This is a genomic window from Pseudomonas sp. Xaverov 83 (assembly GCF_019352905.1).
Taxonomy (GTDB): domain Bacteria; phylum Pseudomonadota; class Gammaproteobacteria; order Pseudomonadales; family Pseudomonadaceae; genus Aquipseudomonas; species Aquipseudomonas yamanorum.
Genome location: NZ_JAAAFU010000049.1, coordinates 218936 through 245083 on the forward strand (window position 1 = coordinate 218936; position 26148 = coordinate 245083).

Genomic DNA, 26148 nt, shown 5'->3' on the forward strand with positions numbered 1-26148 from the left:
AAAATGATGAATGGAAGAATTAAAGTTGCCCTGCTATTCGGCCTGTTACTTTCTTCGTCAAGTGCTTTTGCTGGTTGTATAGGCTATACGGGCCCCGGTGGTCCTTGCTCAACAGGACCCGGTGGTGGTCTCTCGACTGGCCCAGGTGGAGGCCTCTCTACAGGGCCAGGTGGTGGCCTCTCAACAGGACCTGGTGGTGGTCTCTCAACAGGGCCTGGCGGCGGACTTTCTACTGGTCCCGGTGGCGGCCTCTCAACGGGCCCTGGCAATCATTGGCGTCCCGTACCTACTGGGCCAGGTAATAACTGGCGCCCTGTGTCCACGGACTCTGATGACTAATCAGTCCGTAATTGTTTTACGATGACAGCTTCTTGCCATTTTTGTCCGTTACCACCGGCAGCTTCTGGCCGAAAGCCGACATTCAGCATAGTCGGAGAAAAGCAGTGCCTTGGCACGTGTGCCGTCGCTGAGCCGCTGTAGATGCCTACAACGCCCCAGCGGCTAATCGATTGCGTGCGCTGAACGGTAAGTGCTATTGGACTACGTCTGATTTCAGCTACACGGCACCTCCCGATCCATCAACTTACCCACCAACAGCACCCCCAACTCACTAAGCTGGTGAATCGCCAACGCCACATCACGGTCTTTCCCGCTCAGTTCTTCCGACAGATCAAGCAGCAACGCGCTGACCGAGGCGAAGGTTTCATAGCTATTGGTAATCAGACTTTCACTGCTGGCATCAGCAGCCACACTGAACAGCGCACCCGACGGCGGGGCGGTTTTGGCGGAGGAGGGATTGAGATAGTGATCCAAGGCACGGTGCGCGGCTTGGTTGAGTTTCAAATCGGGAGTTCCCGGAGGATTCGGCGTTACCTTGAACATACTTGGAATTACCTATTCTGGGCCATCACCCCTTGGCTACTAAACAAAGGGGTGGCAGCTGTGCGCAGGTTAGTAGACCGGGGAACTCCAAGGAAGCCGGCGCGCCCGAGGGCGCCCTGCACACAGCCACCATCAAGCACAGACGGGTACGTCTGATGGAGGAAGCTCATGCTCTTAGAGTTAAACCTCGGGCTACTAAACCCGATCACTGAGTTTTCAGCGACCGAGCAACCTTAGAGACGCCCACCCAGGTGCACAAGCCGGCGGATTCTGACGCAACTGTAGGCAATGGAGCAAGGCGCCGTGCTCACTGCCTCAAGCCACGGGACTGAAATCCATCAGTCCCGTTTTTTTCTCAGGCCGGTTGCGCCGCCAGGCTGTTACTCACCTTGCGCCCCAACACCAGCACCGTCACAAACCCGGCGCCCACCAACGCAGTCGCCAAACTCAACAGCACCGACGTCCCCATCTTGTCGACAATCTGCCCACCAAAGAACGAGCCCACGGCAATGATCACCTGGAACAACGCGACGAACAGCGGCATGCCACGTTCCACATCCTTGGGCGCCACCACAAACATCCAGATACTCGCGCAGGCCGGGAAGGCGCCGAAGGCGAAGCCCCACAGTGCGATCAGCATCACGGCGCCGCTCATGCCGGTGGCGAAGTAGGGGAACAGGGCGGTGCTGGTGCCGATCATCAGGGCCACCAGCAGCAGGGTGTGGCGCACGCTGCGGTTGGCGGCGAAGCCGGCGAAGACGTTGCCCATTACGCCGGCCACGCCGTAGAGCAGCAGCAGGGAGCCAATGGTCGGGCCGTCGAAGCCGGAGCTGTTTTTGAAGAACGGGGCGACGTAGGTGTACGCGGCAAAGTGTGCGAGGCCGATCAGCAGCACGGCGATCAAGCCGACCCGGGCTTGTGGGTTGATGAACAGGGCCGGCAGGTCGCTGATGCGGATGGCTTTTTCCGGTTCAAGTCGGGGCAGCAGGAACATCTGCGCCAGCAGTACCGGGATGCCCACCAGTGCGGTGACGAGGAAGGTCATGCGCCAGCCCATCAGGCCGCTCAGCCAGGTGCCGACGGGTACGCCGAGGACGGTGGCCAGGGTCACGCCCATCATGATGATCGAGGTGGCTTTCGCTACGCCGACGCCCTTGGGCGCCAGGCGGCCGCTGAGGGCGATGGCCGTGGCCCAGAAGCCGCCGATGCTGATGCCCAGCAATACGCGGCCGAACAGCAGCAGGCTGAAGTCGCTGGCGTAGGCCACCACCATGTTGGCGATGATCATGATCAGGGTCAGGCCGATCAGCAGGTAGCGGCGGTCCATGGCGCCAATGCCCACCGACAGCAGCGGGGCGGCGAGGGCGGCCATGATGCCGGGCAGGGTGACCATCAGGCCGGCGTGGCCGGCGCTGATGCCGAGGTCGGCGGCGACGTCGTTGAGTACGCCTACTGGCAGGAATTCGCTGGTGACCAGGGCGAAGGCGCCCACGGCAACCGAGAGAATCGCCAGCCACTGTTGCAGGACGGTTTGTTGATTATGTTCGGGGAGGCCGCTAGGGGCCCGGCTTGCGCTTGGCATGGTGTCGGGTTCCGGGAGGATATTTCGCCTGAGGACAGACGGGAGGGAGAAAGTGGAGGCGATTATAGGAATGGGTTTTGGTAAGCCAATAGGCGACCGGTTCGATAGTAATCATCAGTCTCGTTGATAAGACGGCCTGAGTAGAGCGGTCGCTTCTGTGTCGACCGCGAGTTCCCAGTGGGCCAGTGAGGGGACTGCTGCGCAGTCCGACGGGAGCAAGCTCCCTCGCCACAGGTTGTTGGGTGACCCACACGCGGTGGTGTTCAGGCGTGGGTTTAGCGTAATGCTCTCTCCACTAAGGCTGAACCCTGAGCGCCCGGATGATGAACGCATGCAGGCTGTTCACCGCTTTGGAGCTGCGAGAGGCCCGGCTACGTAGAATCGAAACGTCCATGGGTTCAATGGCTGCCAAACCGTGCTCCTCACCCAAGACCTGAAGTGATGGCTGTACGGTGCATTGCGTGATCGCGGCAATCGCAAGCCCGCCCTCGACGGCGGCCACCTGGCCGGCAAGGCTGGAGCTGTTGTAGACCACCTTGAATTCGCGGCCCTGTTGGGTCAGTGAGTTCACCGCATACCGCCGCGCCAGGCTTGCGCTTTCGTAGACGGCGATGGGGAGCGGGTCGCGTCGCCACAGTTCGAACTGGGGTGAGCCGACCCACACCATGGGTTCCTGGAACAGAAAGGTGCCGCTCTGGGGCGAGTCCCTGGACACCAGCGCCAGGTCAAGGTCGCCGCTGCGCAATTGCGGGATCAGGGTGGTCGACTGTTCACAGGTCAGTTCGATTTCCACACCGGCGTAACGCGGCGAGTAACGCTTGAGCAGCGGTGTGAGGTACCTGGCCGCGTAGTCTTCCGCGACGCCAAGGCGGATGCGCCCGGTCAGCTCTTCACCGTGGAACGCCGCCTGGGTTTCAGCGTGCAGGGCGAGCATCCGGCGGGCGTAGCCCAGCAGTGTCTGGCCGTCGGCGGTCAGTTGCAGGTGCCGGGGGCCTCGACTCAACAATTGCCGTCCAAGGGCGGCCTCGAGTTTTTTCATCTGCATGCTGACGGCGGACTGCGAGCGGTTGACCTCATGGGCGGCACCCGACAAGGAGCCGGCATCCACCACGGCCACAAAGCATTTGAGCCAATCGAGTTGCAAGTCGCTGGCCGGCATTGCGCTTACCTCTATTCGTTAATCGAATGGCTGTGACGTGAATTATGCGCTTTTCATGACTGTTTGTTCACCCGCAAGATTCTGGCCTGGCTCACACCTACTGGATCGGATCATGCCCTTTGATACCTGGCTGCTTTACCTGGCTACCTGCTTCGGCATCGCGGTGGTGCCGGGGCCCAATGCGTTGTTGGCGCTGACCCATGGCGCGCTTCACGGCAATCGGAAGACGCTGTTCACCATCACCGGTGGCGTGCTCGGTTTTGCCATCGTGCTGTCGCTTTGCGCATTGGGGTTGGGGGCGCTGATCCAGGCGTCGGCCAGTTGGTTTTTTGCGTTGAAGGTGGCCGGCGGGCTGTACCTGATCTGGCTGGGCTTCGGGCTGTGGCGGGCGGCACCGGTCAGCCTTGAGGCGACCGGCGCGACCAGCTCGCGGAGCTGGTCGCTGTTCCGTCAGGGGCTGGTATCGGCGATTTCAAACCCCAAGGCCTTGCTGCTGTTTACGGCGTTTATTCCACCTTTCCTGGATTCCCACCGCAGCATCATCGCGCAGACGATCACCATCGCGCTGACCTACGCCGTGGTGGAGTTCATCGTGGAATACCTGGTGGCGAGCGCTGCGCACCGGGTCCGGCCTTGGCTGGCTCGAACCGGGCGCCGGTTCAATAAAGTCTGTGGCGGGTTCTTCGTACTGTTTGGGTTGGCCCTGCCTATCCATGCCTGAGGGCACATGCCCACCCCATCAAGGGTGCTCGATCACCATCACCGCGGTGGTATCCGCTTCAAGCGCTTCAAACACATGGGGCGCATTCGCCAGGTAGCTGATGTAGTCGCCAGCGTATAGCAGCACGGGTTCATTGGCCGGGCCGATATTCGCGCTGCCGCTGCACAGCACCACGTGCTCGACGGTGCCGGCCGGGTGCGGCTGTGACAGGCGCACTTCACCGGGCTGGACCTTGAGGCGGTAGATGTCGCGCCGCATGCCTGCCGGGCAATCCGCAAGCAGTGTTGCCGCGTAGTGGGCGGTTTCGGCATAGGTGGTCAGACCCTCGTTGGCACGAATCACCCGCAGGTGCTGCTGGGGTTGTTCGAAGAACCGGGTCACCTGTAACCCCATCGCCGTGGCCAGCGACCACAGGGTTTCAATGCTGGGGTTACCGATCCCGGACTCCAGTTGCGACAAGGTGGACTTCGCCACTCCGGCGCGTTTCGCCAATTCGGTCAATGAAAGCCCGGCTGACTGGCGCTCGCGTTTGATCGACAAGGCCAAGAGGTCGATTCGGCTCGTGTTGTTGTTGAATGAATTGTTCGTTATGTCGGTCATTTGTTCTCTAAATCATCCTGAATCAGGTTGACGCCTAGGTATTCGTTGTTCAGCATAGCAATCATTCGTTCATTATAAAATCCGAGTCGCCGAATGATCTGGTTTGTATGCTATTGGCCGTGGCTGCTTTGGCAGGCGCTGTCCTATGACCTCGAAGGGTGGCGCAGCCTGCTGGTGGCGACGCATCTGGTTCAACAACATTGCCTGGGGCTATTTTGCGGGCCGCTATGATTCCTTTTTGCCATCCATCATGATCGGGCTATGATCGGCAAATCCGAACCAGACGCTTCACAGACCTATGCCCGTTGACCTGCAAGCCCTCTATCCCAAACTGATCCACTTGATGCTGGATACGGTGTTCGTGGTCGACAGTGAAAACCAGATAGTTTTTGTGAGTGATGCCTGCGAAGCGCTGCTCGGTTACCGCGCCGACGAACTGACCGGCACGCTGATCACCGACTATATGCACCCCGAAGACCTGGCACGCACCCGCGCCTCCATTGTCCGGGTCATGAATGGCAAGCCCCACGTCGACTTCCGCAACCGTTACCTGCGCAAGGATGGCAGCGTGGTGCACATTTTGTGGGCGGCCTTCTGGTCTGAAGAAGTGGGCGCGCGGATTGGTGTCGCGCGGGACATCACGGCCCTGACACAAGCAGAGGAAGAGCTACGTTTCCTTGCCCATCATGACTCGCTGACGGCCCTCACCAATCGATCGCTGTTCAATGATCGACTGGACACAGCCCTGCAAGGGGCCCTGCGGCACAACAGCAAGCTGGCGCTGCTGTTTCTGGACGTCAATGACTTCAAGTGCATCAACGATGTGCATGGCCATGCCATCGGCGACCGCTTGCTCTGCGTGATTGCACGGCGGCTGGAAGGCTGTGTGCGTGGCAGCGACCTGGTGGCGCGAATGGGCGGCGATGAGTTTACGGTGCTGCTGACGGACATCCAGTCGGAAGACGCCGTTTCCGCAAAAGTCGCGCAGATACTCGCCGTCATGGCCGAGCCGCTGAGCGCTGAGTTTGGCGCGGTGAAAATGCCGTCCTGCAGTATTGGCGTGGCGTTTTATCCCGCGGACGGGAAAGACGCCGACACGCTGCTCAGCCATGCGGACGGCGAGATGTACCGGGTAAAAAGAAATCGGTTTGCAGGTGAGTGACCTGGGTCAGGCCTCTACTGATGGAACCTGCGCCCCAGCGCATCCAGCCGCACCGCAATCGGCGGCAAACGCTCACTGCTCCTGGCCAGTGTTTCCACATCCTGCGCGGTGTTCTGGGCAATGCTCTGCACTGATTGCAGCCGTCCCACAATCTCCACATTCGCCGTTGATTGCTCTCGGGTGGTCGACACAATCCGCCCATTGAGCTGATCAATCTGCGAAATATCATTGCCCACCGCTCGTAGCATCTCCACCGCCAGCTGGCTGTCTTCCACGCAGCGTTCCACCCCTTGGCGGCTATCGTGCATGGCTTCAACCGCTTGCCGGCTGCCGTGTTGCAAGCCTTCAATAATCGTCTTGATCTCCTGGGTCGACACCGCCGTGCGCTGCGCCAGGCTGCGTACCTCATCGGCGACCACGGCAAACCCGCGTCCTTGCTCACCGGCGCGGGCGGCTTCGATGGCGGCGTTGAGAGCCAGCAGGTTGGTCTGGTTGGCGATGCTGCTGATGACTTCCAGCACCGAGCCGATCTGTTCGGCTTGCACGGCCAGCCCTTCGACCGTCTCGTTGGTGTCGTGGAGGCGGGTGGCGAGCTGGGTGATTTCCTGCTGGGCGCGACCGACGCTTTCCTGGCCACGGATGATTTGCTGGCTGGCTTGGTCCGCGTGGTCGACGGCCTGTTCGACGTGCACGGCGATGTGGCCCATGGCGTCTTCCATGCGCTGCATGGAATCGGTCATTTGCGCGATTTCCGCCAGTTGATGGCGCGCGCCTTTTTCCAGGGTGCCGCTGGCGTGGGCCAGTTCCTGGCCGAGTTGGCCGAGGCCATGGGAGTCGCGGGCGACGCCGTCTATCAGGCCGGTGATCTGGGTCAGAAAGTGGTCGAAACGCGTCGCCAGTGAGACATGAGCTTTTTCCGGGCTGCCCTTGGCGGCCTCACCGCTGAACTGGGTGGTGACGGCGAGCATCTTTTCGAGCATCTCCTGACTTTCTACCGCCTCTTTCTGGCTGTGAACCGCGAGGTAGAGCAGGGCGACCGTCTCCATCACCACGTAGAACGCGTGGACGAAAATCATGCTCCAGCCCCCGTGATGCTCCATCACAAACACCGGGAAACCCTGGTGTTGCAAGGCATGGAACACCACGTGGTGCACCGCGATGGTGGCGGCGGCCACCAGGATGGGCAGCCAGTCGCGGTAGAAGGTCAGCACCGCCAGCAGTGCAAAGATACCGAAGTGCGATTCGATGACGCCCTCAGCCTGGTTGATGTGTAATGCCGCCATGATCATCAGGCCAACGCCAAGCGCGCAGCGCATCAGGCGAGTGCCGCCTATGACGCGATAGGCCAGGGTAAGCACCACGCTGGTGCCGCCCCCGATGATGAGCGCTTGCAGCAGCGTGTCGTGCCAGAACGCCAGGCCGAGGGAAAACAGGGCCATCAGCCAGATCAGGGCGAGCATGATGCGGTCGGCTTTGCGGTAGTGCTCGATGAAACGGGCTTGCGCGGGCATTCACTCGTACTCCATGTGGTCTGGCCAGGATCAGGCAAGCATGCGACGTGCCACACGCGCATGCGGGGGAGCGAATCAGCTGTAAGGGAACTCGGATTGATTGATGCCAGGAGGTTATCGGCATGGGTGGGAGGGGCTTTAGAGGGGATAACGGTCAAAAGCGGTACTTATCGGACAACAGATTCAGCCGATATCGACCTTCATGGATATGTCCCAGGTGCCGGCACCGTTTTTAGCCAGACCGATCATCATCAGGCCGAGCCACTCGAGCGACTGGGCCATCTGCAGACCGCCGACATCCAGCGGACGCAGCCCGAGACTCTCGAGGAAGGTCGAGACGCGCGCCTTGGCGTCTGCATCGTCCGCCGCGATGAACGCATCGAGGCGTTTATCCTTGGCCAGTACGTGACCGAAAAGGGTATTGAACGCCTTGACGACCTGCGCGCTGGCCGGGGCGAGCTTGGCGATTTCCTGCGCGCCGGAACTGCCGTGGGGGGTAACAAGGCCAGTAAGATCGGGAGCGACCGGGTTGGTGATGTCGATGATCACCTTGCCGTCGAGCGCTTTCCCGAAGTCGGCCAGGACCGCCACCGCATGGGTGTAGGGTACGGCGAGAATGACGATGTCGCCCGCCGGAATGGCGCCGTAAGTCCCCGTGATCGCTGCGCAAGCGAGCTTGTCGGCAAGCGCCCGTGCCTTGGCGGGATCGCGGCTGACCACCTCGACGGTGTGTCCGGCCTTGGCGATCCGACCGGCGATCGCCGTGGCCATGCCTCCCGAACCGATGATGCTGATAGTGCTCATGTGTGGTCTCCGGCCGGGAAGTAATGACCGCTATCGAGATCGGCGAAGAGTCCGGGTTGGGTCGGTTCCCAGCCAAGCACCCGGCGCGTGATGGCGTTCGATGTCGGGGTGTCCAGCGTGACCAGATTCGCAAGGAACCCGAAGTAGCCAGGCAACATCAGCACGTCTGCGGGAATAGACACGGCCGGCAGGTTCAACCGGCTGGCAATGGCTTCGGCGATCTGACGGTAGGGGATAGCCACCTCGGCGATTGCATGCCAGCTTCTGCCCGGTGCGCCTTTTTCCAGCGCCAGGCGAAACACAGTGGCGAGGTCACGTGCGTGCACGGCCCCCCAACGGTTGGCACCCTCTGCGGGGTAACCGACGACCCCCTTTTCCTTGGCCAGCCCGATCAACAACGGAAGGAAGCCCGCGTTATCGGTGGCGCTGTGCATGATCTCGGGGATCCGCACTATCGAAGACCGTATGCCTTTTTCGGCCAGACCGATCACCGTGGTTTCCACGATGTTCCGAACCCGCAGGGTGTTCTTGTACGGATCGCCGCCGGGAAGGGGTGGATCCTCCTCGGTGGCCGGCCGGCCCAGGCCCGCCCACCCGGGTGAGCCGACGCTTCCAGACACGACCAACGGCTTTGCGCTTCCGGCCAGTGCTTCGCCATAGGCAAGCATGATCTCAAGCTCTGCGGCCGCAACGGCGTTGATCCCGCCGGTTGGAATCAGGTCCTGCCGGTGCGCGAGGTGAATCACGCCGTCCGAGGCAGCGGCCGCCTCCTTGAGCCCGTCGAGGTCCTCGAGATTGCCGCGACGCACCTTGGCGCCGAGCGCCGCAACCTGCGCCGCAGCCTTGTCGGACCGAGCCAGGGCAGTGACCTCATGGCCGGCGGCGATAAGGTCGGAGATGACGTACGGACCGGAGTGGCCGGTGCCGCCGGTAACAAAAACGTGCATATGCGTTCTCTCATGGGCAGAGCGTCGAACGATTCGGCGACTGCATCAGGTGTGGAAATCATGCTGGGCTTTTCACTTGTATAAAGCAAGTGAAATGCTGAAATTTTACTTGTGATGTGCAAGTGATGCTAAAGTTCGGCCATGAAAACGACACGAAAAGAGACCTTTCGGTCTCACTGCGCAGTGAATTACGGCGTGGAAGTATTTGGCGATCGGTGGTCGCTGCTGATCATCCGCGACATCGTCTTTACTGGGAAAAAGACCTACGGCCAATTCCTTAAATCGGAAGAGGGAATCGCAACCAACGTCCTGGCTTCTCGCCTTGCCTTTCTTGAGGAGCAGGGCATTCTCTCGAAGGCGCCCAACCCCGATGACCGGCGCAAGGATTTTTATGGGTTGACGGAGAAAGGCATAGACCTCATTCCGATCCTGCTGAACATCGTTTTGTGGAGCGCGAAGCACGATTCGCAATCGTACGTGCGTCCGGACTCAACGCTCTTTGAGCAGTTGAGCCAAAGCCCCGCACAGGTGATCGAAGAGGTGAAAGCGCTATTGCGTGGGGGCGGATGCATCTTTCCAGCGGCTAACGAATGAGCCGGCTGCGAGCGGGTATCGTCGCAGCCGCAGGCAGCCCGTCTGACTTTCACGCAGGGCGGCAAACTCGGTTGGTGTCTCTGGAGGGCGGACACCCAAACTGGCGACTGTACTCTCGGCTGAATTGCGACGGGCTTTCGTAGCCCACTCGATAGCAGGCACTCGCCACATCCAGGCCTTCGACGAGCATCAGACGGCGGGCTTCTTGCAGACGGAGTTGTTTCTGATACTGCAACGGACTCATGGCTGTCACCGCCTTAAAGCGATGATGCAATGTAGAGCTGCCCAAATTGGCTACCCGGGCGAGTTCTTCGATGCGTAAGGGTTGGGTGTAATGGTTATTCAACCAATCGATTGCCCGGGTTACCCGACGCGTTTGCGAATCACCGAGGGCAAGCTCATACAGGCGGCGTCCGTGCACGCCCCGCAGGAGGCGGTAATACAGCTCTCGCAGGGCGAGCGGAGCCAGCATGCCGATGTCCTTCGGCGTCTCCAGCAGCCGTACCAGGCGAAGCATTGTTTCCAGCAGCGGCATGTCGACTTTTTCAAGGAAAAGGCCAAGCTCCGGCTCGTCCGGCACGCCCGTCGGGGGAGCATCGGCGATGACCTGAGCGATTTCCGTGGCCTCGAAATCAAAACGGATACACAGGTAGGGCGCCTCCGGACTGGCCATCAGCACGCGACCCGAAACCGGAAGTGTCACCGATACCACCAGGTAATTGAGCGGGTCGTACAGATAACGGTCGTCACCCAGGCCGACTTCTTTTTGCCCCTGCACGATCAGGCAAAGTGCCGGCTTATGGACGGTATGGATAATTTCCGAGGGCGCGTCCAGGCGAATGACCTGCAGGGGCGCTATCGCGGTCTCATAGGCCCCGGGCGCCGTAAACCGTTGCGTCAGCAGGCGAACCAGTTCATCACGGTAGATGGCTGTGTTTTGAAGGATGAAAGCATGGTGCTGTTCCATTTCAAGGCTCTCACACGTATTCATGAGCGTCTGCCTGGGGGTTCCAGGCACTCTTGTTTTTACCACGAGCCCGTCGTAACGCCCAGTCGCGTGCACAGACACGAATAGGCAAAAGTTGCGCAGGTTTTGGCACGCGTCGATCAGGCCCGTACCCTTAATCTTTTCGACGTACCCCGCAGCAACGCCCGCGCCATCGGCGGTCGATGCTGAACTTCAATGCATACAGCAGGAGCTACGGATATGTCGAACATTCAAAACAAAGTCGTCCTGATTACCGGTGCAAGCAGCGGTATTGGCGAAGCGGCCGCCAGGTTGATCGCCGCCAAAGGCGCTCAGGTGGTACTCGGTGCCCGCCGTACCGAGCGGCTGGACAAACTGGTGCGCGAGATCCAGGCCGAGGGCGGCTCGGCAAGTGCCAGCACACTGGACGTTACGAATCTGGAGTCCATGCAGGCGTTCGTGGCGTTCGCCAAGGCGCAGCATGGAAAGGTCGATGTGATCATCAACAACGCGGGCGTGATGCCTTTGTCTCCCTTGGCTTCGTTGAAGGTCAACGAGTGGAACCAGATGCTCGATGTGAACGTTCGCGGGGTGCTGCACGGTATTGCCGCCGTCTTGCCGGGCATGGAGGCGCAAGGGTTCGGCCAGGTCATCAATATTTCATCGATCGGCGGTCTTGCGGTTTCTCCGACAGCTGCGGTGTACTGCGCGACCAAATTCGCAGTCAGGGCAATCTCGGATGGCCTGCGACAGGAAACGGACAAGATCCGGGTCACCGTGGTGTGCCCGGGCGTCGTCGAGTCCGAACTGGCCGATACGATTTCCGATGAGGGAGCCCGCGAGGTAATGAAAGCCTACCGGCGCGTGGCTATCAACGCAGACGCCATTGCGCGAGCACTCGCCTATGCCATCGAACAGCCCGACGATGTGGATGTGAGTGAGATTGTGGTTCGTCCGACCGCCAGCCCACACTGAGCCGTTCGGATGGATGGCATGCTTGAGTTCGCAGGCAGTCGTTCATGAACGGCTGCTCTCGTCCGATTGCGGCACGTCACGAATGGCAGCTGGCGAAAGTGGCATTTGGAACAGCCCAGCCCCGCGTTGGGCTATTTGCCTCGCGGCTCAGTCACCTTCCTGGTTTCGAGCTATTGCGATGCCTTGCGACAATGCATGCATGACATTCGCCGCCATTTCCTCAGTACTGTTCAACCCGTCCACTCTGACAATCGGTACTGTTTGCTGCGACATCCAGCGCTCGTGCCACGCCCTGTTGCGTCCGGCAAAGGTCGGGTCGTCGTACTGGGATGCCCATTTCCGGAAGGCCACATGTATTTCATACATGTCGCCGCCTGGCGCGATTCGATCTCCGAAGAGCGCCTTTTCACGTGCAGCCAAGCGTTCAAGACGAACCGAGGTAGGCGTTGCGACAAACACAATCAGGTCGGCGTCGTTGATCAGTGCATCTCCCCAACCCATACAAGAACCGGTGAGTATCCAACCGTCATCACCGAAGCATTGCTGAATCAGGGCCACGCGCTCATCGGGCGGGCGCTTGGTTGTAAAAGGAGGGTTGGTGGGCAGCCAATAGAAGTCATCGACATCAAGATGGCGAAGGCTGAGCAAAGAGGCGAGGGTACGGCCCAGCGTGGTCACGCCTGCACATGAGGCGCCTGTGATGTAGATCCGCATGAGTATCCGCCGGTCTTAGCGCTGCTGAAGCGCTATTTTCAGCCCCAGCCCCAAAAACAGAGTACCGATGATCTTTCCCTCCCAGCGGCGCAGCCTTGAAAGGCCCACCATCCATTTGCTCAACGGACGAATAGAGACCGAGATGAGCGTGGTGTACACCGCACTGAGCCCCGAAAAGATCAACCCCAGCACCGCGAACTGCGCCAGGGAAGAACCGGATTCCGGGTGGATGAATTGCGGCAGGAAGGCCAGGAAGAAAATCGCGGTTTTCGGGTTCAGCACTTCGGCAACCACCGCCTGGAAATACGCCTGGGTCGAAGTCACCGTGGGCAGGTCTTTGCGCGTGGTTGCGCCAGGCTTGGCCATAAACGCGCGTATGCCCAGGTAGATCAGGTAACAGGCGCCGACGATTTTGACCACGTTGAACGCCACGGCCGAGGTCATCAGGATGGCAGACAGGCCCAACGCCGCACACAGCGTATGGATAAGGTCGCCCGAGGCCACCCCCAGTCCGGTGGCAATGCCGACCTTGCGGCCACCCTGGAGGGTGCGGGTGATCACCAATAGCACGGCTGGGCCTGGGATCAGGAAAAGGCCGATGACCACGGCGACATACGTCAGGATGGGGGCGAGTTCGAACATGCTGTGTTATCTCAAAGCCGGATGCGTCCTACAGTAATCCTTATCCCGGGGATTAACGCAATACAGATGGGCACCCGCCGGAACCGCCTGGCCTTTTACTTCGCGAACGCGTATTCGCCACCCTGTTCCAGGGCCTTTTGATACGCGGGTCTTGCCTGAAAGCGTTGCACCCACGCCGCCACATTCGGGGACGCCTGCAACTTGCCCTGGGCCCTGGCGATTTCGCCGATGAAGCTCATCTGGATATCCGCGCCAGTCAATTCGTCACCCACCAGGTACGGCGTCAGCCCCAATGCGTTGTCCAGATAACCCAGGTAGTTCGCGACCTCGGATTCGATACGCGGATGCAAGGGCGCACCCGCATCACCCAGGCGCCCAACGTAGAGGTTGAGCATCAGCGGCAGCATGGCCGACCCTTCGGCGAAGTGCAGCCATTGCACGTATTCGTCATAGGTGGCCGTGGCAGGATCGGGTTGCAGGCGGCCGTGGCCGTGGCGGCGAATCAGGTAGTCGATGATGGCGCCGGACTCGATCACTACGTGGGGGCCGTCTTGAATCACCGGTGATTTGCCCAGGGCATTGATGGCCTTGAGTTCCGGTGGCGCGAGGTTGGTTTTCGGGTCGCGCTGGTAGCGCTTGAGCTCGTAAGGCAGGCCGAGTTCTTCGAGCAGCCACAGGATACGCTGCGAACGGGAGTTGTTGAGGTGGTGGACAATGATCATGGTGGCTCCGCTGGGCGAGAATAGGGGCGTATAGGGACAGACCGCTGTGGCGCTGTGGAGTGCCGTGAATTAAATGTGCTTCGATAAAGGCATGAAAGATGGATAATCACCGCGGCAAGCACTGATTACAAACCGGATAAACCACATGAATCGTCAAAAGAAACTACAGCAGCTGTTCAAGGCCAAGGCCAAAAAGGCCAGCGCCAAATTGGCACCCGCCCGCAAGGACAAGTACATCAGTAAAGCAGACCGATTGAAACTGGCTGCTGAATCCGCTGATGAGCCTGCTGTTTCTTCTGAGAGTTGATCCAGAAGGCCTAAGCATCATCCGATAGGGAATCGACGGAAAAACCATGAACACTGCTCAACTTGCGATTCAGCACTACATACTCGCCAAGGACGGCAACCGTCCGCATTTGCTCAGCCGGGCGTTTGTTCCGGAGGCGACCCTGGACATGGTAGTGCGCACCGGTTCCATCTCGTTCCCGCCCCACGTTGAAGGGGTTGCCGGCATCGGCGACGTGCTGGTACGGCGATTCGGGCAGACCTTTGAAAACGTCTATACGGTTTGCCTGGGGCAGCCGCCTGAGGATGGGGCCAAAACCTATCAGTGCAAATGGCTGGTGGGCATGTCCGATAAGAACTCCGGCGAAGTCCGGGTTGGGTGTGGGGTGTATGAATGGCAGTTCAATGCCGAAGCGGGGCTGGTCGAAAAGCTGACGATCACCATCGAGCATATGAAGACACTGCCGGCGTCAGACCTGGGGAGCGTGATGAGCTGGGTGTCCCGCCTGAGTTACCCATGGTGCAGCCCGCAAGCCGCCGTGAGCGAGGCTCCTGATATTGACGGGATTGGAGAGGTGCTCCAGTACTTTGCGGCCTTATGACTCGGTGTTGCACCGTAGATCGAAATCCGCCCGTGCCTGTTCAATCTCCTCCAGATTGTTAGCCGCCCAGACCCACACGCCACAAAAGGCGGAACCCAGCGTAAAGCCGAGGGTTGTCAGGCTGTATTCGACCTTCGGCGGTACGACGGGGTAGACCTTGCGCACCACCAGGCCGTCCCTCTCCATTCCTCGCAAGGTCTGCGTCAGCATCTTCTGGCTGATGCCGCTGACTCGCTCACTCAAGCGCGTGAAGCGCAGCGGCGTCGTTTCGATCAAGGCTTCAAGAATCAGCATGGTCCATTTGTCCGCAACGCGACCTATCAGGTCGGTCACCAGGGGCGCGATCCGTGGGTCCAGGTCCTTCGGGGGCGTTTGCCGGGCATAAAACTGGGCGGCGGCAATCTGCTCGTCGGTAAAGCCAGGGTGTTTGTTCATTCGTTGGACACTCTCTTTCAGGTGCGTATAGATCTTTTGGGTGCCTACTTACTTAAGGCCAGTGTATCCCTCAAGCTTCTTGCGTGTGACCCACCAGTGGAGAGTTTCGATGAAGATGACCGGACGAACAGTGCTAGTGACGGGAGGTTCGAGTGGTATCGGGCTTGAGCTTGCCCGCCAGCTTGTGGCACGAGGCAATACCGTGATCGTGACGGGCCGCGATCAGCACAGGCTGGACGAGGCGCGGCAACTGCTGCCGAGTCTGCACACGTTTCAAAGCGACGTGCGCGACCCCGCCAGCATCCAAACGCTGTTTGCGGCAGTCACCGGTCAGTTCCCTGGGCTCGATACGCTGGTGAATAACGCGGGCGTGATGCGCAACATCAAGCTGGCCGGGGAGCGGGCGCTGGAGGACGTGACTGAAGAGATCGAGATCAACCTGAACGGGCCGATCCGGATGATCCAGCAGTTTCTTCCCGCTCTACTCAAACAACCGCGCGGCTTGATTGTTAACGTCTCGTCCGGGCTGGCGTTTGTGCCGTTTCCGGCGGCGCCTGTCTACAGTGCGTCCAAGTCGGCATTGCACGCTTACACCCAATGCCTGCGGGCACAGCTTCAGCACAGCGCCGTCACCGTGGTGGAGCTTGCCCCACCCGGCACCGAAACACCGCTGCTCAGGGCCGAGTTCGCGGAAGAAATGAAGAATGAAAAAGGTATGGACCCAGTGCTGATGGTGCAGCAATGCATTCGGCAAATTGAAGCCGGCCAACTGGAAATATGCCCAGGGCTGAGCAAGGTGCTGAAGGTGGCCAGCCGGGTTGCGCCTGGCCTGATATTCAAACAGATGACCAAGCTCAGCCGGTTGGCGCCGTTGCCGCCTTCAACATGATTGGACGATTCAATGCGCATCCGCCGTCGGCTGCTTCGGCGGCTGCACCTTGCGCATCAACGGCACCAGCAACACCGCGACAACAAAGCACACCATGATCATCAGGAACGCATCCGCATAAGTCAGCGTCTGCGCCTCGCGCCAGGTCAGTGCCCACAGCTGATGCAGCGCAAACTGGCTCGCGTCCAGGCTGTTTTGCCCGAGCAACTGCGCATTTCCCGAAAGCTGGTCAAGCCACACATTCATCGACTCGTTCCGGATGTTCAGGTGCTCGGCCAGGCGCAGGAAGTGCAGGTTAGTGCGATCGTTGAGCACCGTGGCGCAGGCGGCGATGCCGATGGCGCCGCCGAGGTTGCGCATCAGGTTGAACAGCCCCGAGGCGAGTTTCAGTCGGTCGGGGGCCAGTGCGCCTAGGGTCAGGGTGACCACGGGCGGCACCGCCATTTGTTGGGCAAACCCGCGTATGGCTTGGGGCAGCAGCAGCTCCTTGGCGCCCCAGTCGTGGGTGATGGGGGAGAAGTCCCACATCGACAGGGCGAATAATGACAACCCGAACATCAAAATCCAGCGCAGGTCGAAGCGGTTGGCCAGCAACGCGTACACCGGGATCGCCAGCAGCTGGAACACCCCCGTGGAAAACACCGCCAGGCCGATATCCAGTGAGCCGTACCCGCGCACTCGCCCGAGAAACAGCGGCGTGAGGTAGATGGTGGCGAAAATGCCGATGCCAGTGATGAACGAAAACAGGCAGCCCAGGGCGAAGTTTCTATCCCGAAGCGCGCGCAGGTCGACGATCGGCTCCTTGATCTCCAGGCAGCGCCAGATAAACAGCCCGCCGCTGATGGCGGCGATCCAGGCGGTGGTGGAGATGGTGCTGTCGCTGAACCAGTTCCAGCGTGGGCCTTCTTCCAGGGTGTATTCCAGGCAGCCGAGAAACACCGCCATCAACGCCATGCCGATATAGTCCGCGCCCTTGAGCAGCGACGGGTTGGGGCGGTCGACCTTGACCAGCATCGGCACCGCAAAGGTCACGAACAGGCCGGGCACCAGGTTGATGTAGAACAGCCAGTGCCAGGAAGAAATATCGGTGATCCAGCCGCCCACGGCCGGGCCCAGTGTGGGCGCCAGGGACGCAATCGCGCCGATGGTGGACGCGGCGATCACCCGTTGCTTGCCGTTGAAGTACATGAACGCGGTGGTGAACACCAACGGGATCATCGAGCCCCCCAGGAACCCCTGCAAGGCGCGAAAGGCGATCATGCTCTGGATGTTCCAGGCCATCGCGCACAACAGGCTGGTCAAGGTAAAACCGGCCGCTGAGGCCGCGAACAGCCAGCGTGTGCTCATCACCCGCGAGAGCCAGCCTGACATGGGGATCACGATGATTTCCGCGATCAGGTAGGCGGTCTGCACCCACGCCGTATCGTCCGCACCGGCAGATAGCCCGCCGCCGATGTCCTTGAGGGAGGCGGAGACGATCTGGATATCGATCAAGGCGATAAACATGCCCACGCACATGGTGGCGAAGGCCGCGACCTTTTGCGCGGTGCTGAGGGCGGGCAACGGGCTGTTCATAGCTGGGCCTTGAGGGCGCTGGCCTGGTCCTCGAACGCTTCATCGGTATTGACCTTCGCCATCACCGACAGGCCTGGGCGCAGGGCGCCGAAGTCGGCGTCGTTGCTGTCAAGCCGCACGCGCACCGGCACACGCTGCACGATCTTGGTGAAGTTGCCGGTGGCGTTTTCCGGCGGCAATACACTGAATTGCGCCCCGGTGGCAGGGGCCAGGCTCTCGATATGGCCGTGGAATTCGCGGCCCGGGAGGATGTCGGCGCGGATGCTCACGCTTTGCCCAATCTGCAGGCGGCCCAGTTGGTCTTCCTTGAAGTTGGCGTCCACCCACAATCCCTTCGCCGGCACCACCGAGATCAGTTGGCTGCCGGCCGCGGCGTAGGCACCGACCCGGGCGCGACGGTTGCCCACGTAGCCGTCCACCGGAGCCCGCAGTTCGGTATAGCTGATGTTCAACTGCGCCTGGTCGCGTTCGGCTTGGGCCTGTTGCAGCGCTGCGCGTGCCTGGCCGCGCTGGGTTTCAATCACGTCGATTTGCCGGTTGGCCGCCTGAAGCCCAGCCTGTGCCCGGGAATGATCGGCGCGAGCGGTTTTCCACACGGCGCTGACCCGTTGTGCGCTTTCCACCGACACGGCCTGGCTGCGCACCAGGTTCTGGTAACGGGTCTGATCGTCGCTGGCCCGTTGCGCTTCGGCATCGGTGGCGTCGATCTGCGCCTTGGCCTGGTTGATCACCGCCAGTTGCAGTTGTTCGGTGGCGTCCAGGTTGGCGAGCGTCGCCTGTTGCGCGGCCACGGCGCCGTCGGCTTTGGCCAGGGCGGTGCGGTAGTCGCGGACATCGATGCGGGCCAGTACGTCGCCGGCGCGTACGAACTGGTTGTCCTGCACGGCCACTTCGCTGATATAGCCCGGCACTTTGGCGCTGATTACCGTTACGTCTGCACCCACATAGGCGTCATCGGTGTCTTCGATAAACCGGCTGACCAGCCACCAGTGGCTGGCGTACCAGACGCCGCCCACCACGGCCAGGGTCAGCAGCCCCAGGCGCAGGGCCTGTTTGCGCCGGGAAGTTTTCGTGGGTTCGGGCACAGCGCTGACTTGAGCGTCCATGGCGAAATGACCTCGTTGAGTATTAGTGGGGGAAGGGGCTGACCAGTTGGTCTTTTTCCGCGTAGGCCCGGCCGGTTCGTGCGCGCCACAGGGTCAGCGGTTCGGCATCGGCGGTGACATGTACACGGTGGCCCTCGCGGGTGATGGGTTTACCGGTGTTGGCGTCCATCAAGGCCAAGGTCACGGGCCGTCCGGTGGCTTCATCGGCGAGAAACACCTTGGTCGAGCCTTCCGCATGCCGCGCACCCCAGGCCATCAGGGTGAGGATGACCTGACGCAAGTCCCGACCAGCTTCGGTAAGGTGGTACTCGTGGCGCGGCGGGTTGTCCTGATACGGTCGCCGTTCCAGCAAGCCACCGGCCACCAACGCGTTGAGGCGGCGGGTCAGGGTGTTCGAGGCAATCCCGAGGCTCTGGAGAAACTCGTCGAAACGGCGCAGCCCGTAGAACGCATCACGCAGGATCAACAGGCTCCAGCCATCGCCGATGTGCTCCAGGGCACGGGCGACCGGGCAGGGCATGGGCTGGAAGCTGGCTTTCTTCATGAGGTACTCCGGGATCTGTTGCTAAATATTACGTTAGTAATATTGCACAGTGGATTTCATAATGAAAGTAACTCGGTGAAAAATTTTTACGCGCACAAAAAAGCCCTGACAGGCAGGGCTTTTTCAAAGGAGGCGTCAGCGGATTTTCAGTCTCAAAGCACCGTCAGTTCTTCCCCTAAGCAGGCCTTCGTCCGTGTTGCCCGCAGCGCCATGACCAACGCCAACATCGGTGCCAGGGTAAACACGGCGAACAACCAGCGTGCCGCATTGGCGACGCCGGCATCACTCGCCACGTCATTGATGCCCGCCATGTTCGAGATCACCCCCGCCAATGCTGCGCCCATGGCCATGGCGAACAGTTGCAGGGTAGTGATCGACGACGCGGCCGTGTCCTTGTCTTGCTCCGACGCCACTTGCAGGATGCGCGTCAGCAGATGCGGCCAGCCCAGGCCGATGCCGAAACCCACCAGGAACAGCCCGAGGCAGATAGGTGCCAACAGTGACCAGTCCCCGTGACCGGCGATTGGTGTAGTGATTGCCAGCATCACCAGTCCGGCCACGATAAACAGCGGCCCTGCGAGGATGGCGCGGTTTGGTCCCCGGCCTGTCCAGCCCGAACTGAGGATTTCCGATACCGTCCAACCGGCCGCCATCAACGCCGCCATATAACCGGCGACCAATGGTGACTGGCCATGCAGGTGCTGTAGAAAATACGGCATGAAAATCTCGCTGCTCATGCCGATCACCAACAAACACGTGGTCGCGTACAGCGCGCAGAGCGGGGTGCTGAATTTCAGCGCATCTCTGGGCAAAAGACGCACTGTGGCTTTGGATTCCTTGCGGATCAGCAGCCACACCAGCAACGCACAGGTCGCGATGCCCAGCAGGTTCCAACTTGGCAGCGACGAGACGCTGCCCGCACACACCGCCAACACCGCGCCGGCCAACAGCACCAACTGCGGCACCGGTAAACGAGCGGTGGCAGTCACGGTGGTGTTCCGTGGGGGCAGCGCACGGCTGGTGAGCACCATGTACGCCAGGCTCACCGGGACCATCGAGCCGAAGGCGAAACGCCAGGCGTCTATTTCCGCAAACACACCACCCACCGCTGGCCCGACGAGCGTCGCCACGCCCCACATGCCCGATACCAAGGCCATTGCCCGAGGCCACAGACGTTCTTCGAACACCAGCTGGATCATGGAGTAACACAGCGCCAACAGAACCCCGCCGCCCAGGCCCTGGATAAAGCGTCCCGCCAGCATCACCGGCATGCTCGGCGCCAATGCGCAGATCAGCACACCAGCCATGAACACCAGGGTGGCCACGGCATACGCCTGCCGTGGACCGGTACGCTGCAACAGCTTGGAGGTGAGGGCCGAACCCAGGATCGAGGCCACCACATACAAGGTGGTACTCCACGCATAGAGCTCCAGGCCACCGATTTCTGCCACCACCGACGGTAGGATGGTGGTGGCGATGTAGGTGTTGGTGGCATACAGCGCAATGCCGCCTGAAAGCGCGATGGAGCGGGTGGCGTTTTTGCCCCGGAGCAACTCGCCCCAACTGCTGTCTTGGGTTTGCATCAACGATTCCTTGTAATGCGTTCGCGGTGTAGGCGCCGGCGAATGGCATGGGCGTCATGGTTAGTGTTAATTATCCAAGTTGTCGCTTTGAATATTGAGGCGAGGCGAAATATTTTGCAAGAAGTGACGTGTCAGGCGTTGAAGCCGTTCGTGGAGACGAAGCGTTTCCCAAGGCTCACACCGTCAATTTCCGGCTGAACTTGGTTTCCATCACGATATGAGACGCGGTGTGGGCCACGCCTTTGATCATGTTGATCCGGGTGAGCTCGGCGTTGAGCTCGCTCAAGGTGGAGGTGGCGAGATGGATGATGAAGTCGGACTCGCCCGAGACCGCATACACGGCCTGCACGGCGTCCATCTTGCGCAGGGAAGTCATGACATCGGTGTAACTCTTGTTGGTGCAGGAGGTCATGGTGAAGCAGATAACCGTCTGCTGCAGCCGGTCCTGGTCGATGCGCACGCTGTACCCGGTGATGACACCCGCCTTTTCCAGGCGGGTAATCCGTTCCTGCACCGCAGAGCGCGAGACGCCGAGCTTGCGGGCCAATGACGCGGTGGGTTCGCGGGCGTTGGCTTGCAGGAGGCCCAGCAATTGCCGGTCCTTGTCGGTGAGGTTAAACAGTGGACCGGGATTGTGCGTATCCATGGACATGTCCTTGACCTCGCTGGGTTTTAGTTCTTATGAGTTGCCCTGTGTTGCGAACGCCTTTCCTGAAACATGTCCATCATCTTCAGGCCGGCGTAAACCGTTTGTGCGGCCGCCGGGCCCAGCGGGCCGCCGTTCCATTCCAGGCCATAAGCATCGAACAGGCGGTAGCGATCGGTTTCGCCGCAGATCGCTTCAGCGATGACGCGTCCACCAATCGGCGCGGTGTTCATACCATGGCCACCAAATGATGTACATGTCCACAATCCCTGCCCGAGCGGGCCAATGTGCGGCATTTTGTGCCGCGCATAGCCCATCAGCCCGGACCAGGCTTTGTCGATCTTGATGCCGCGCAATTGCGGATAAACGTCGAGGATGTCTTGGGTCAGCAACTGCCCCAGGCGTTTTTCATCCTGCAGGTTCCGGGTGGTGATACGCCCGCCCCAGAGCAGGCGGTCGCCCTCGACGACGCGGTAATAATCCGAGGCCCGGCGGTTATCACCCACGGCATCGGTGGTACGCACCGCCTCTACCAGGCGATCACCCAGATGCTCGGTCAGCACCGCATAGGTCGCGATCGGCAGGAAGGCGCGGCGTAACTTGCCGAACTCCGGCCCGCCATAGCCGCCGCAGCAGTACACCACATGGGCACAATCGACAGTGCCCTGGTCAGTGATGACCCGGTGTCGCCCGTTGCGGCTCTCCACGCTGATCATGGGCGACCGTTCATGAATTTTACCGCCGCTGCCTTCGATCAGCTGGGCCAGGCCAAGGCAATAGTTCAACGGGTGGAAGTGAAAGCCATGGCTGTCGCGCAGGGCCTGGAAATACCGCTCGGTCTTGAGCTTTTCACGCACCGCCTGGCGATCCAGGTACTCGAGGTGAAAGTCGAAATCCGCCGCCATTTTGTCGCGCATGCGCTGGAGGTTATCGCCGTCTTCGTAGCGAACCACGCTCAGTTTTCCAGGGGTTGGCGTACAGCCTGGGAATTGATGATGGGTGATCATGTCTCGAACAATATCGACACCTTCAAGCGACAGTTTGAACAGCGCGGCAGCGGTGGGTTTACCGCAGCGCCGCTCGATGGAGGACAACCCTTCCGACCAGCCCTGAAGCACAAAGCCCCCGTTACGTCCCGAGGCGCCCCAGGCCACACGCCCGGCATCCAGCAGCACCACGGACTGCCCGCGTGAGACCAGCTCCCACGCGGTGCTCAACCCCGCCAGCCCCGCGCCGATGATGCAGACATCGGCCTGGGCATTGCCACACAGCGCCCCACGTTCAGTCGTCTCGCGCATCGTGGCGGTGTAGTAATTGTTGTTATAGGTGTACATGAAGTCCGTCGTCCTTTTTTCGCGGCGCAGGCGTACAGCGCGCCACGTCGAGGACGGGCGCCTGGTAGGCCAATGCTTGTTTTATTGCACTTGGGTGAGGTCGGCGCCGTACCACTTTTCAGACAGCTGCTTCAGCGTGCCGTCGGCTTTCATGTCGGTGACGATCTTGGTCAGGGCGTTGTTGAACGCCTCATCACCCTTGTCCACGGCGATGGCCAGGGGTTCGTAGTAGGCCGGCTTGCCTTCCACTTTGACGACGGGATAGCCATTCTTGATGGCCGCGACGATGGTTGGAAGCGCGGACAAGGTGGCGTCCAGGCGAACCCCGTTACCCATGCGCAGGTCATCCAGTGGGCCCATGCTGTCGCCGTAGGTGCGAACCTCACCGGGTGTGACGTCATAGGTAAATGGCGGCACGTCGGCGGCGTCGATCTTGAGGCGACGATTGATATAGTCCTCCGACGTTGTACCGGCTTCGACGCCGATAATCTTGCCGTTCAGGTCCGCCAACTTCGTCCCCACAGCGTCCTTGTGCACGGCGAATACGTAAGGCGTGTAGTAGTAGATAGCGGGAAAGTCGAGCACTCGGGTGCGCTCGGTGGTCGGCGTCATGGAGCCCACCGACAAGTCCCAGCGATTCGACCAGCGCCCGGCAGTGATGATCCCGTACTCGGGCGTCACGAAGTCGACTTTGCTGCCCAGGCGCTTGCCGATTTCGCTGGCGACATCGATATCAAAGCCTTGCAGCTGATTGTCCGGGCCCAGGAACGATTGCGGTGGCCAGTTGGCCGAAGTCGCCACTTTGAGCACCTTGGTTTCATGGATGCGGTCGAGGGTTGAACCCGCCCAGGCGGTGCCTGTGAGGGCGGTGGCGACAGCGGCTGCTGCGACGAAGCGAGTGAGCGAGATCATGGGTAAGCCTCCAGATATCGTGAATGCGGATTTTTGTTGTTTTGGTCGATGTCCGACGATGCTTCTCAGTGGCTGAGAATCTGCGACAGAAACTCCCGGGCACGCTCGTGCTGCGGGTTGTCAAAAAACTCGGTGGGTTTGGCTTGCTCGATGATGCAACCCTGGTCCATGAAGATGATCCGGTCGGCAACTCGCCGGGCAAACCCCATCTCGTGGGTGACGCAGACCATGGTGATGCCGTCCTGGGCCAGTTCGCCCATCACGTCCAGCACCTCCTTGACCATCTCCGGGTCAAGGGCGGACGTGGGCTCGTCGAACAGCATGATGCGCGGGCGCATGCACAGGGCGCGGGCGATGGCGACGCGCTGCTGCTGGCCGCCCGAGAGTTGGCTGGGGTATTTGTCGGCCTGGTCCCCGATGCGCACTCGGTCCAGGTATTCATGGGCCAGTTCACGCGCCTGGGGCTCGCTGAGCTTGCTCACCAGGCGCGGCCCCACCATCAGGTTTTCCAGCACCGTCATGTGCGGGAACAGGTTGAACTGTTGAAACACCATGCCGACCTGGCGGCGTATGCCGGCCACGCAGGCGGCATCACGGGTCAGCTCGGTACCCTCGATGAACACGTGGCCTTTCTGAAAGTCTTCCAGCAGATTCAGGCAGCGAATCAACGTGGATTTGCCGGAACCCGACGGCCCGCACACCACCACGATTTCACCGCTGGCAATGTGCAGGTCGATGCCCTTGAGCACATAAAAATCGCCATACCATTTGTGCATGTCCTGGATCGATATCGCAGGGTATGGAGCAGGGACTACGGAGGGCTGATTCATCGTCATGCTCCTGATTCAGCGATGGGCGCGGTTGAAGTGCTTTTCCAGGCGGGCCTGAACGGTTTCCAGCACGATCGACAGCAGCCAATACAGCACGGCGGCGGTGATCAGCATTTCCAGGTGACGGAACTCGGCGCGTCCCTGGGTTCGCGCCAGGAACATCAGCTCCCAGACCCCGATCACCGACACCAGCGAACTGTCCTTGAGCATCGAGATAAACTGATTGCCCGTTGGCGGAATGATCAGGCGCATGGACTGCGGCAGAATCACCCGTGTCATTGTCTGGAACGGATTCAGGCCAATCGCCCGCGAAGCTTCCCACTGACCACGCGAGATACTGCTGATGCCCGCACGGAAGATCTCCGTCATGTAGGCGCCATAACACAGCGAAAGCGCCAGGATCCCTGCCGGAACTGCCCCGACGACATAACCGAGTTGAGGGATGCCGAGGTAAATCAGGTAGATCTGGATCAGCAGCGGGACACCGCGAAAAAACGAGGTGTAGAAGCTGGCAATCGCAATCGCGAAGCCGTTGGAAGACAAGCGCGCGGTGGCGCCCAGCAAGGCCAGCACGAACGCAATCGCAATGGAAATCGCCGACACGTAGACGGTGGTGAACACCCCCTGGGTGATCATGAAGCCGATTTTGGTCGCGATGAAACTGTAGGAAAGGTTGAAGGTGTCGAAGAACAACAGGAACAGCACCAGCAACTCGCACCACACCGTAATGATCTGTGCGCGCAAGGGAAACCGGCCAAGGATGAACAGGTTCAGCACCACCGTGAGGGTAAACGTGCCGCCCACCGCGATGTCACGCGCCAGCGGGGCCGACAGGTCGAGAACGATGGGGCCCATCAAGTGGGCAAGGCGGCCTTCGCCCACGCCGCACGCCAGCGTGATGACGAAAATCACCACGGCGACCACGCCCATGAATACGGCGCTGTCCGTCATGCGGGTCTTGACGATATGGTCTTTGTACATGGCTTACGCGCCCCGGGGTGAGCCCCTTTATTGTTGTGGGTTCATTATGGGTTGGCGAAATGCCGGGCGGCACCCTGCGGATTGTTGGGATTTGCGGTTTTTATGGGCGTATGAGGGGAGGAGAGCCGTACATCTGCGAGAGTCTTCCTGCAGTTGTCGCTTGGAGGAGTTTTCACTACGAGCGCGCCATCAACCCGCAAAGCGCGCCGGGCTACGCGGTGCCGGTAGATGATCGATGAGCCGCAGTCGTGACCTGCTGGCGCAACTGGTCAGCTTCGACACCACCAGCCGCGAATCGAACCTGGCGCCGGACCAAGGGCACAAGCCTGACGAGTTCATCAGCGTTGCGCAGCCTGAGCCCTGTGACCGGATGCTAGAGAGGGTGTTGGTGATTGCCAGTCGGCACTCCTGATTCAGCAAGCACTCACCCTGTGGCGAGGGGGG

29 protein-coding genes are annotated in these 26148 nt (G+C 60.6%); 8 read left to right on the forward strand and 21 right to left on the reverse strand.

The window, feature by feature from the left end; translation table 11 throughout:
* Positions 1 to 552 precede the first annotated feature (552 nt).
* The 3 genes from K0H47_RS16575 to K0H47_RS16585 all read right to left on the reverse strand — a co-directional run bounded on the left by K0H47_RS16575 (position 553) and on the right by K0H47_RS16585 (position 3623).
* Positions 553 to 882 carry a DUF6124 family protein gene (locus K0H47_RS16575; protein WP_219273245.1) on the reverse strand — a complete coding sequence of 110 codons (330 nt, stop codon included), beginning with the start codon at positions 880 to 882 and terminating at the stop codon, positions 553 to 555.
* A gap of 355 nt (positions 883 to 1237) precedes the next feature.
* Entirely contained in the window at positions 1238 to 2464 is a 1227-nt protein-coding gene (locus K0H47_RS16580; RefSeq protein WP_017475280.1) for an MFS transporter, read from the reverse strand.
* Positions 2465 to 2759: 295 nt separating this feature from the next.
* Positions 2760 to 3623 carry a LysR family transcriptional regulator gene (locus K0H47_RS16585; RefSeq protein WP_219273247.1) on the reverse strand — a complete coding sequence of 288 codons (864 nt, stop codon included), beginning with the start codon at positions 3621 to 3623 and terminating at the stop codon, positions 2760 to 2762.
* A 112-nt stretch (positions 3624 to 3735) separates the two neighbouring features.
* Between K0H47_RS16585 and K0H47_RS16590 the strand changes: the two genes are divergently transcribed.
* Entirely contained in the window at positions 3736 to 4344 is a 609-nt protein-coding gene (locus K0H47_RS16590) for a LysE family translocator (protein WP_017475278.1), read from the forward strand.
* Positions 4345 to 4362: 18 nt separating this feature from the next.
* Here K0H47_RS16590 and K0H47_RS16595 read toward each other — a convergent pair whose 3' ends face one another.
* Positions 4363 to 4944 (reverse strand): helix-turn-helix domain-containing protein, encoded by a 582-nt coding sequence (locus tag K0H47_RS16595; protein WP_219273248.1) that lies wholly within the window; start codon positions 4942 to 4944, stop codon positions 4363 to 4365.
* A 298-nt stretch (positions 4945 to 5242) separates the two neighbouring features.
* On the opposite strand from K0H47_RS16595, the gene K0H47_RS16600 reads away from it, so the two are divergent.
* Positions 5243 to 6106 (forward strand): sensor domain-containing diguanylate cyclase, encoded by an 864-nt coding sequence (locus K0H47_RS16600; RefSeq protein WP_219273250.1) that lies wholly within the window; start codon positions 5243 to 5245, stop codon positions 6104 to 6106.
* 14 nt (positions 6107 to 6120) lie between these two features.
* On the opposite strand, the gene K0H47_RS16605 is transcribed toward K0H47_RS16600, so the two are convergent.
* The 3 genes from K0H47_RS16605 to K0H47_RS16615 form a co-directional block, all read right to left on the reverse strand.
* The gene (locus K0H47_RS16605; RefSeq protein ID WP_177026550.1) at positions 6121 to 7617 is read right to left on the reverse strand and encodes a methyl-accepting chemotaxis protein; all 1497 of its coding nucleotides are present in this window, start codon (positions 7615 to 7617) and stop codon (positions 6121 to 6123) included.
* A 183-nt stretch (positions 7618 to 7800) separates the two neighbouring features.
* Complete coding sequence (locus K0H47_RS16610) at positions 7801 to 8421, reverse strand: NADPH-dependent F420 reductase (protein WP_218263471.1); 621 nt, start codon at positions 8419 to 8421, stop codon at positions 7801 to 7803.
* Positions 8418 to 9368, reverse strand: coding sequence for an SDR family oxidoreductase (locus K0H47_RS16615; RefSeq protein WP_219273252.1), 951 nt, complete (start codon positions 9366 to 9368; stop codon positions 8418 to 8420). Before K0H47_RS16615 ends, K0H47_RS16610 begins: the two co-directional genes overlap by 4 nt.
* A gap of 141 nt (positions 9369 to 9509) precedes the next feature.
* Between K0H47_RS16615 and K0H47_RS16620 the strand changes: the two genes are divergently transcribed.
* A complete protein-coding gene (locus K0H47_RS16620; RefSeq protein ID WP_026077702.1) occupies positions 9510 to 9962 on the forward strand; it encodes a helix-turn-helix domain-containing protein in 453 nt (150 codons plus the stop codon).
* 49 nt (positions 9963 to 10011) lie between these two features.
* On the opposite strand, the gene K0H47_RS16625 is transcribed toward K0H47_RS16620, so the two are convergent.
* Entirely contained in the window at positions 10012 to 10929 is a 918-nt protein-coding gene (locus K0H47_RS16625; protein ID WP_177072136.1) for an AraC family transcriptional regulator, read from the reverse strand.
* A gap of 240 nt (positions 10930 to 11169) precedes the next feature.
* Between K0H47_RS16625 and K0H47_RS16630 the strand changes: the two genes are divergently transcribed.
* On the forward strand, positions 11170 to 11904 hold the full coding sequence (locus tag K0H47_RS16630) for an SDR family oxidoreductase (protein ID WP_177072137.1): 735 nt from the start codon (positions 11170 to 11172) through the stop codon (positions 11902 to 11904).
* Between the two features lie 147 nt (positions 11905 to 12051).
* Here the strand turns inward: K0H47_RS16630 and K0H47_RS16635 are convergent, their stop codons facing one another.
* From K0H47_RS16635 to K0H47_RS16645, 3 genes are all read right to left on the reverse strand, one after another.
* Positions 12052 to 12618, reverse strand: a complete 567-nt coding sequence (locus K0H47_RS16635; RefSeq protein ID WP_201139975.1) for an adenylate kinase — start codon at positions 12616 to 12618, stop codon at positions 12052 to 12054.
* Positions 12619 to 12633: 15 nt separating this feature from the next.
* A complete protein-coding gene (locus tag K0H47_RS16640; protein WP_093198167.1) occupies positions 12634 to 13260 on the reverse strand; it encodes a LysE family translocator in 627 nt (208 codons plus the stop codon).
* Between the two features lie 95 nt (positions 13261 to 13355).
* Positions 13356 to 13982 carry a glutathione S-transferase family protein gene (locus K0H47_RS16645; RefSeq protein ID WP_219273254.1) on the reverse strand — a complete coding sequence of 209 codons (627 nt, stop codon included), beginning with the start codon at positions 13980 to 13982 and terminating at the stop codon, positions 13356 to 13358.
* A gap of 145 nt (positions 13983 to 14127) precedes the next feature.
* Between K0H47_RS16645 and K0H47_RS16650 the strand changes: the two genes are divergently transcribed.
* Both K0H47_RS16650 and K0H47_RS16655 read left to right on the forward strand, forming a co-directional pair.
* On the forward strand, positions 14128 to 14289 hold the full coding sequence (locus K0H47_RS16650; RefSeq protein WP_081253170.1) for a DUF2986 domain-containing protein: 162 nt from the start codon (positions 14128 to 14130) through the stop codon (positions 14287 to 14289).
* A gap of 46 nt (positions 14290 to 14335) precedes the next feature.
* Entirely contained in the window at positions 14336 to 14869 is a 534-nt protein-coding gene (locus K0H47_RS16655) for a hypothetical protein (RefSeq protein WP_219273256.1), read from the forward strand.
* Here K0H47_RS16655 and K0H47_RS16660 read toward each other — a convergent pair.
* Complete coding sequence (locus tag K0H47_RS16660; RefSeq protein WP_063031121.1) at positions 14864 to 15304, reverse strand: helix-turn-helix domain-containing protein; 441 nt, start codon at positions 15302 to 15304, stop codon at positions 14864 to 14866. The two genes, K0H47_RS16655 and K0H47_RS16660, sit on opposite strands and share 6 nt — an antisense overlap.
* A 109-nt stretch (positions 15305 to 15413) precedes the next feature.
* Here K0H47_RS16660 and K0H47_RS16665 point away from each other — a divergent pair, with 109 nt between their 5' ends.
* A complete protein-coding gene (locus K0H47_RS16665) occupies positions 15414 to 16193 on the forward strand; it encodes an SDR family oxidoreductase (protein WP_063031120.1) in 780 nt (259 codons plus the stop codon).
* A 9-nt stretch (positions 16194 to 16202) separates the two neighbouring features.
* On the opposite strand, the gene K0H47_RS16670 is transcribed toward K0H47_RS16665, so the two are convergent.
* The 9 genes from K0H47_RS16670 to K0H47_RS16710 all read right to left on the reverse strand — a co-directional run bounded on the left by K0H47_RS16670 (position 16203) and on the right by K0H47_RS16710 (position 25704).
* Positions 16203 to 17768 carry a DHA2 family efflux MFS transporter permease subunit gene (locus K0H47_RS16670; RefSeq protein ID WP_201141497.1) on the reverse strand — a complete coding sequence of 522 codons (1566 nt, stop codon included), beginning with the start codon at positions 17766 to 17768 and terminating at the stop codon, positions 16203 to 16205.
* On the reverse strand, positions 17765 to 18874 hold the full coding sequence (locus tag K0H47_RS16675; RefSeq protein ID WP_177026543.1) for an HlyD family secretion protein: 1110 nt from the start codon (positions 18872 to 18874) through the stop codon (positions 17765 to 17767). The genes K0H47_RS16670 and K0H47_RS16675 overlap by 4 nt, the downstream gene beginning before the upstream one ends.
* A 22-nt stretch (positions 18875 to 18896) precedes the next feature.
* Positions 18897 to 19418 (reverse strand): helix-turn-helix domain-containing protein, encoded by a 522-nt coding sequence (locus K0H47_RS16680; RefSeq protein WP_063031114.1) that lies wholly within the window; start codon positions 19416 to 19418, stop codon positions 18897 to 18899.
* A 152-nt stretch (positions 19419 to 19570) separates the two neighbouring features.
* A complete protein-coding gene (locus tag K0H47_RS16685) occupies positions 19571 to 21001 on the reverse strand; it encodes an MFS transporter (RefSeq protein WP_219273258.1) in 1431 nt (476 codons plus the stop codon).
* Positions 21002 to 21176: 175 nt separating this feature from the next.
* Positions 21177 to 21647 (reverse strand): Lrp/AsnC family transcriptional regulator, encoded by a 471-nt coding sequence (locus K0H47_RS16690; protein ID WP_219273260.1) that lies wholly within the window; start codon positions 21645 to 21647, stop codon positions 21177 to 21179.
* 26 nt (positions 21648 to 21673) lie between these two features.
* Positions 21674 to 22981, reverse strand: a complete 1308-nt coding sequence (locus tag K0H47_RS16695) for an FAD-binding oxidoreductase (RefSeq protein WP_177026541.1) — start codon at positions 22979 to 22981, stop codon at positions 21674 to 21676.
* An 81-nt stretch (positions 22982 to 23062) separates the two neighbouring features.
* Positions 23063 to 23893 carry a transporter substrate-binding domain-containing protein gene (locus K0H47_RS16700; protein ID WP_219273261.1) on the reverse strand — a complete coding sequence of 277 codons (831 nt, stop codon included), beginning with the start codon at positions 23891 to 23893 and terminating at the stop codon, positions 23063 to 23065.
* Between the two features lie 65 nt (positions 23894 to 23958).
* On the reverse strand, positions 23959 to 24723 hold the full coding sequence (locus tag K0H47_RS16705) for an amino acid ABC transporter ATP-binding protein (RefSeq protein WP_063031104.1): 765 nt from the start codon (positions 24721 to 24723) through the stop codon (positions 23959 to 23961).
* 15 nt (positions 24724 to 24738) lie between these two features.
* Positions 24739 to 25704, reverse strand: a complete 966-nt coding sequence (locus K0H47_RS16710) for an amino acid ABC transporter permease (RefSeq protein WP_093198133.1) — start codon at positions 25702 to 25704, stop codon at positions 24739 to 24741.
* A gap of 235 nt (positions 25705 to 25939) precedes the next feature.
* Between K0H47_RS16710 and K0H47_RS16715 the strand changes: the two genes are divergently transcribed.
* Positions 25940 to 26116: a hypothetical protein gene (locus tag K0H47_RS16715; RefSeq protein WP_218263498.1), complete on the forward strand. Its 177-nt coding sequence runs from the start codon at positions 25940 to 25942 to the stop codon at positions 26114 to 26116.
* The last annotated feature ends 32 nt before the right edge of the window (positions 26117 to 26148 follow it).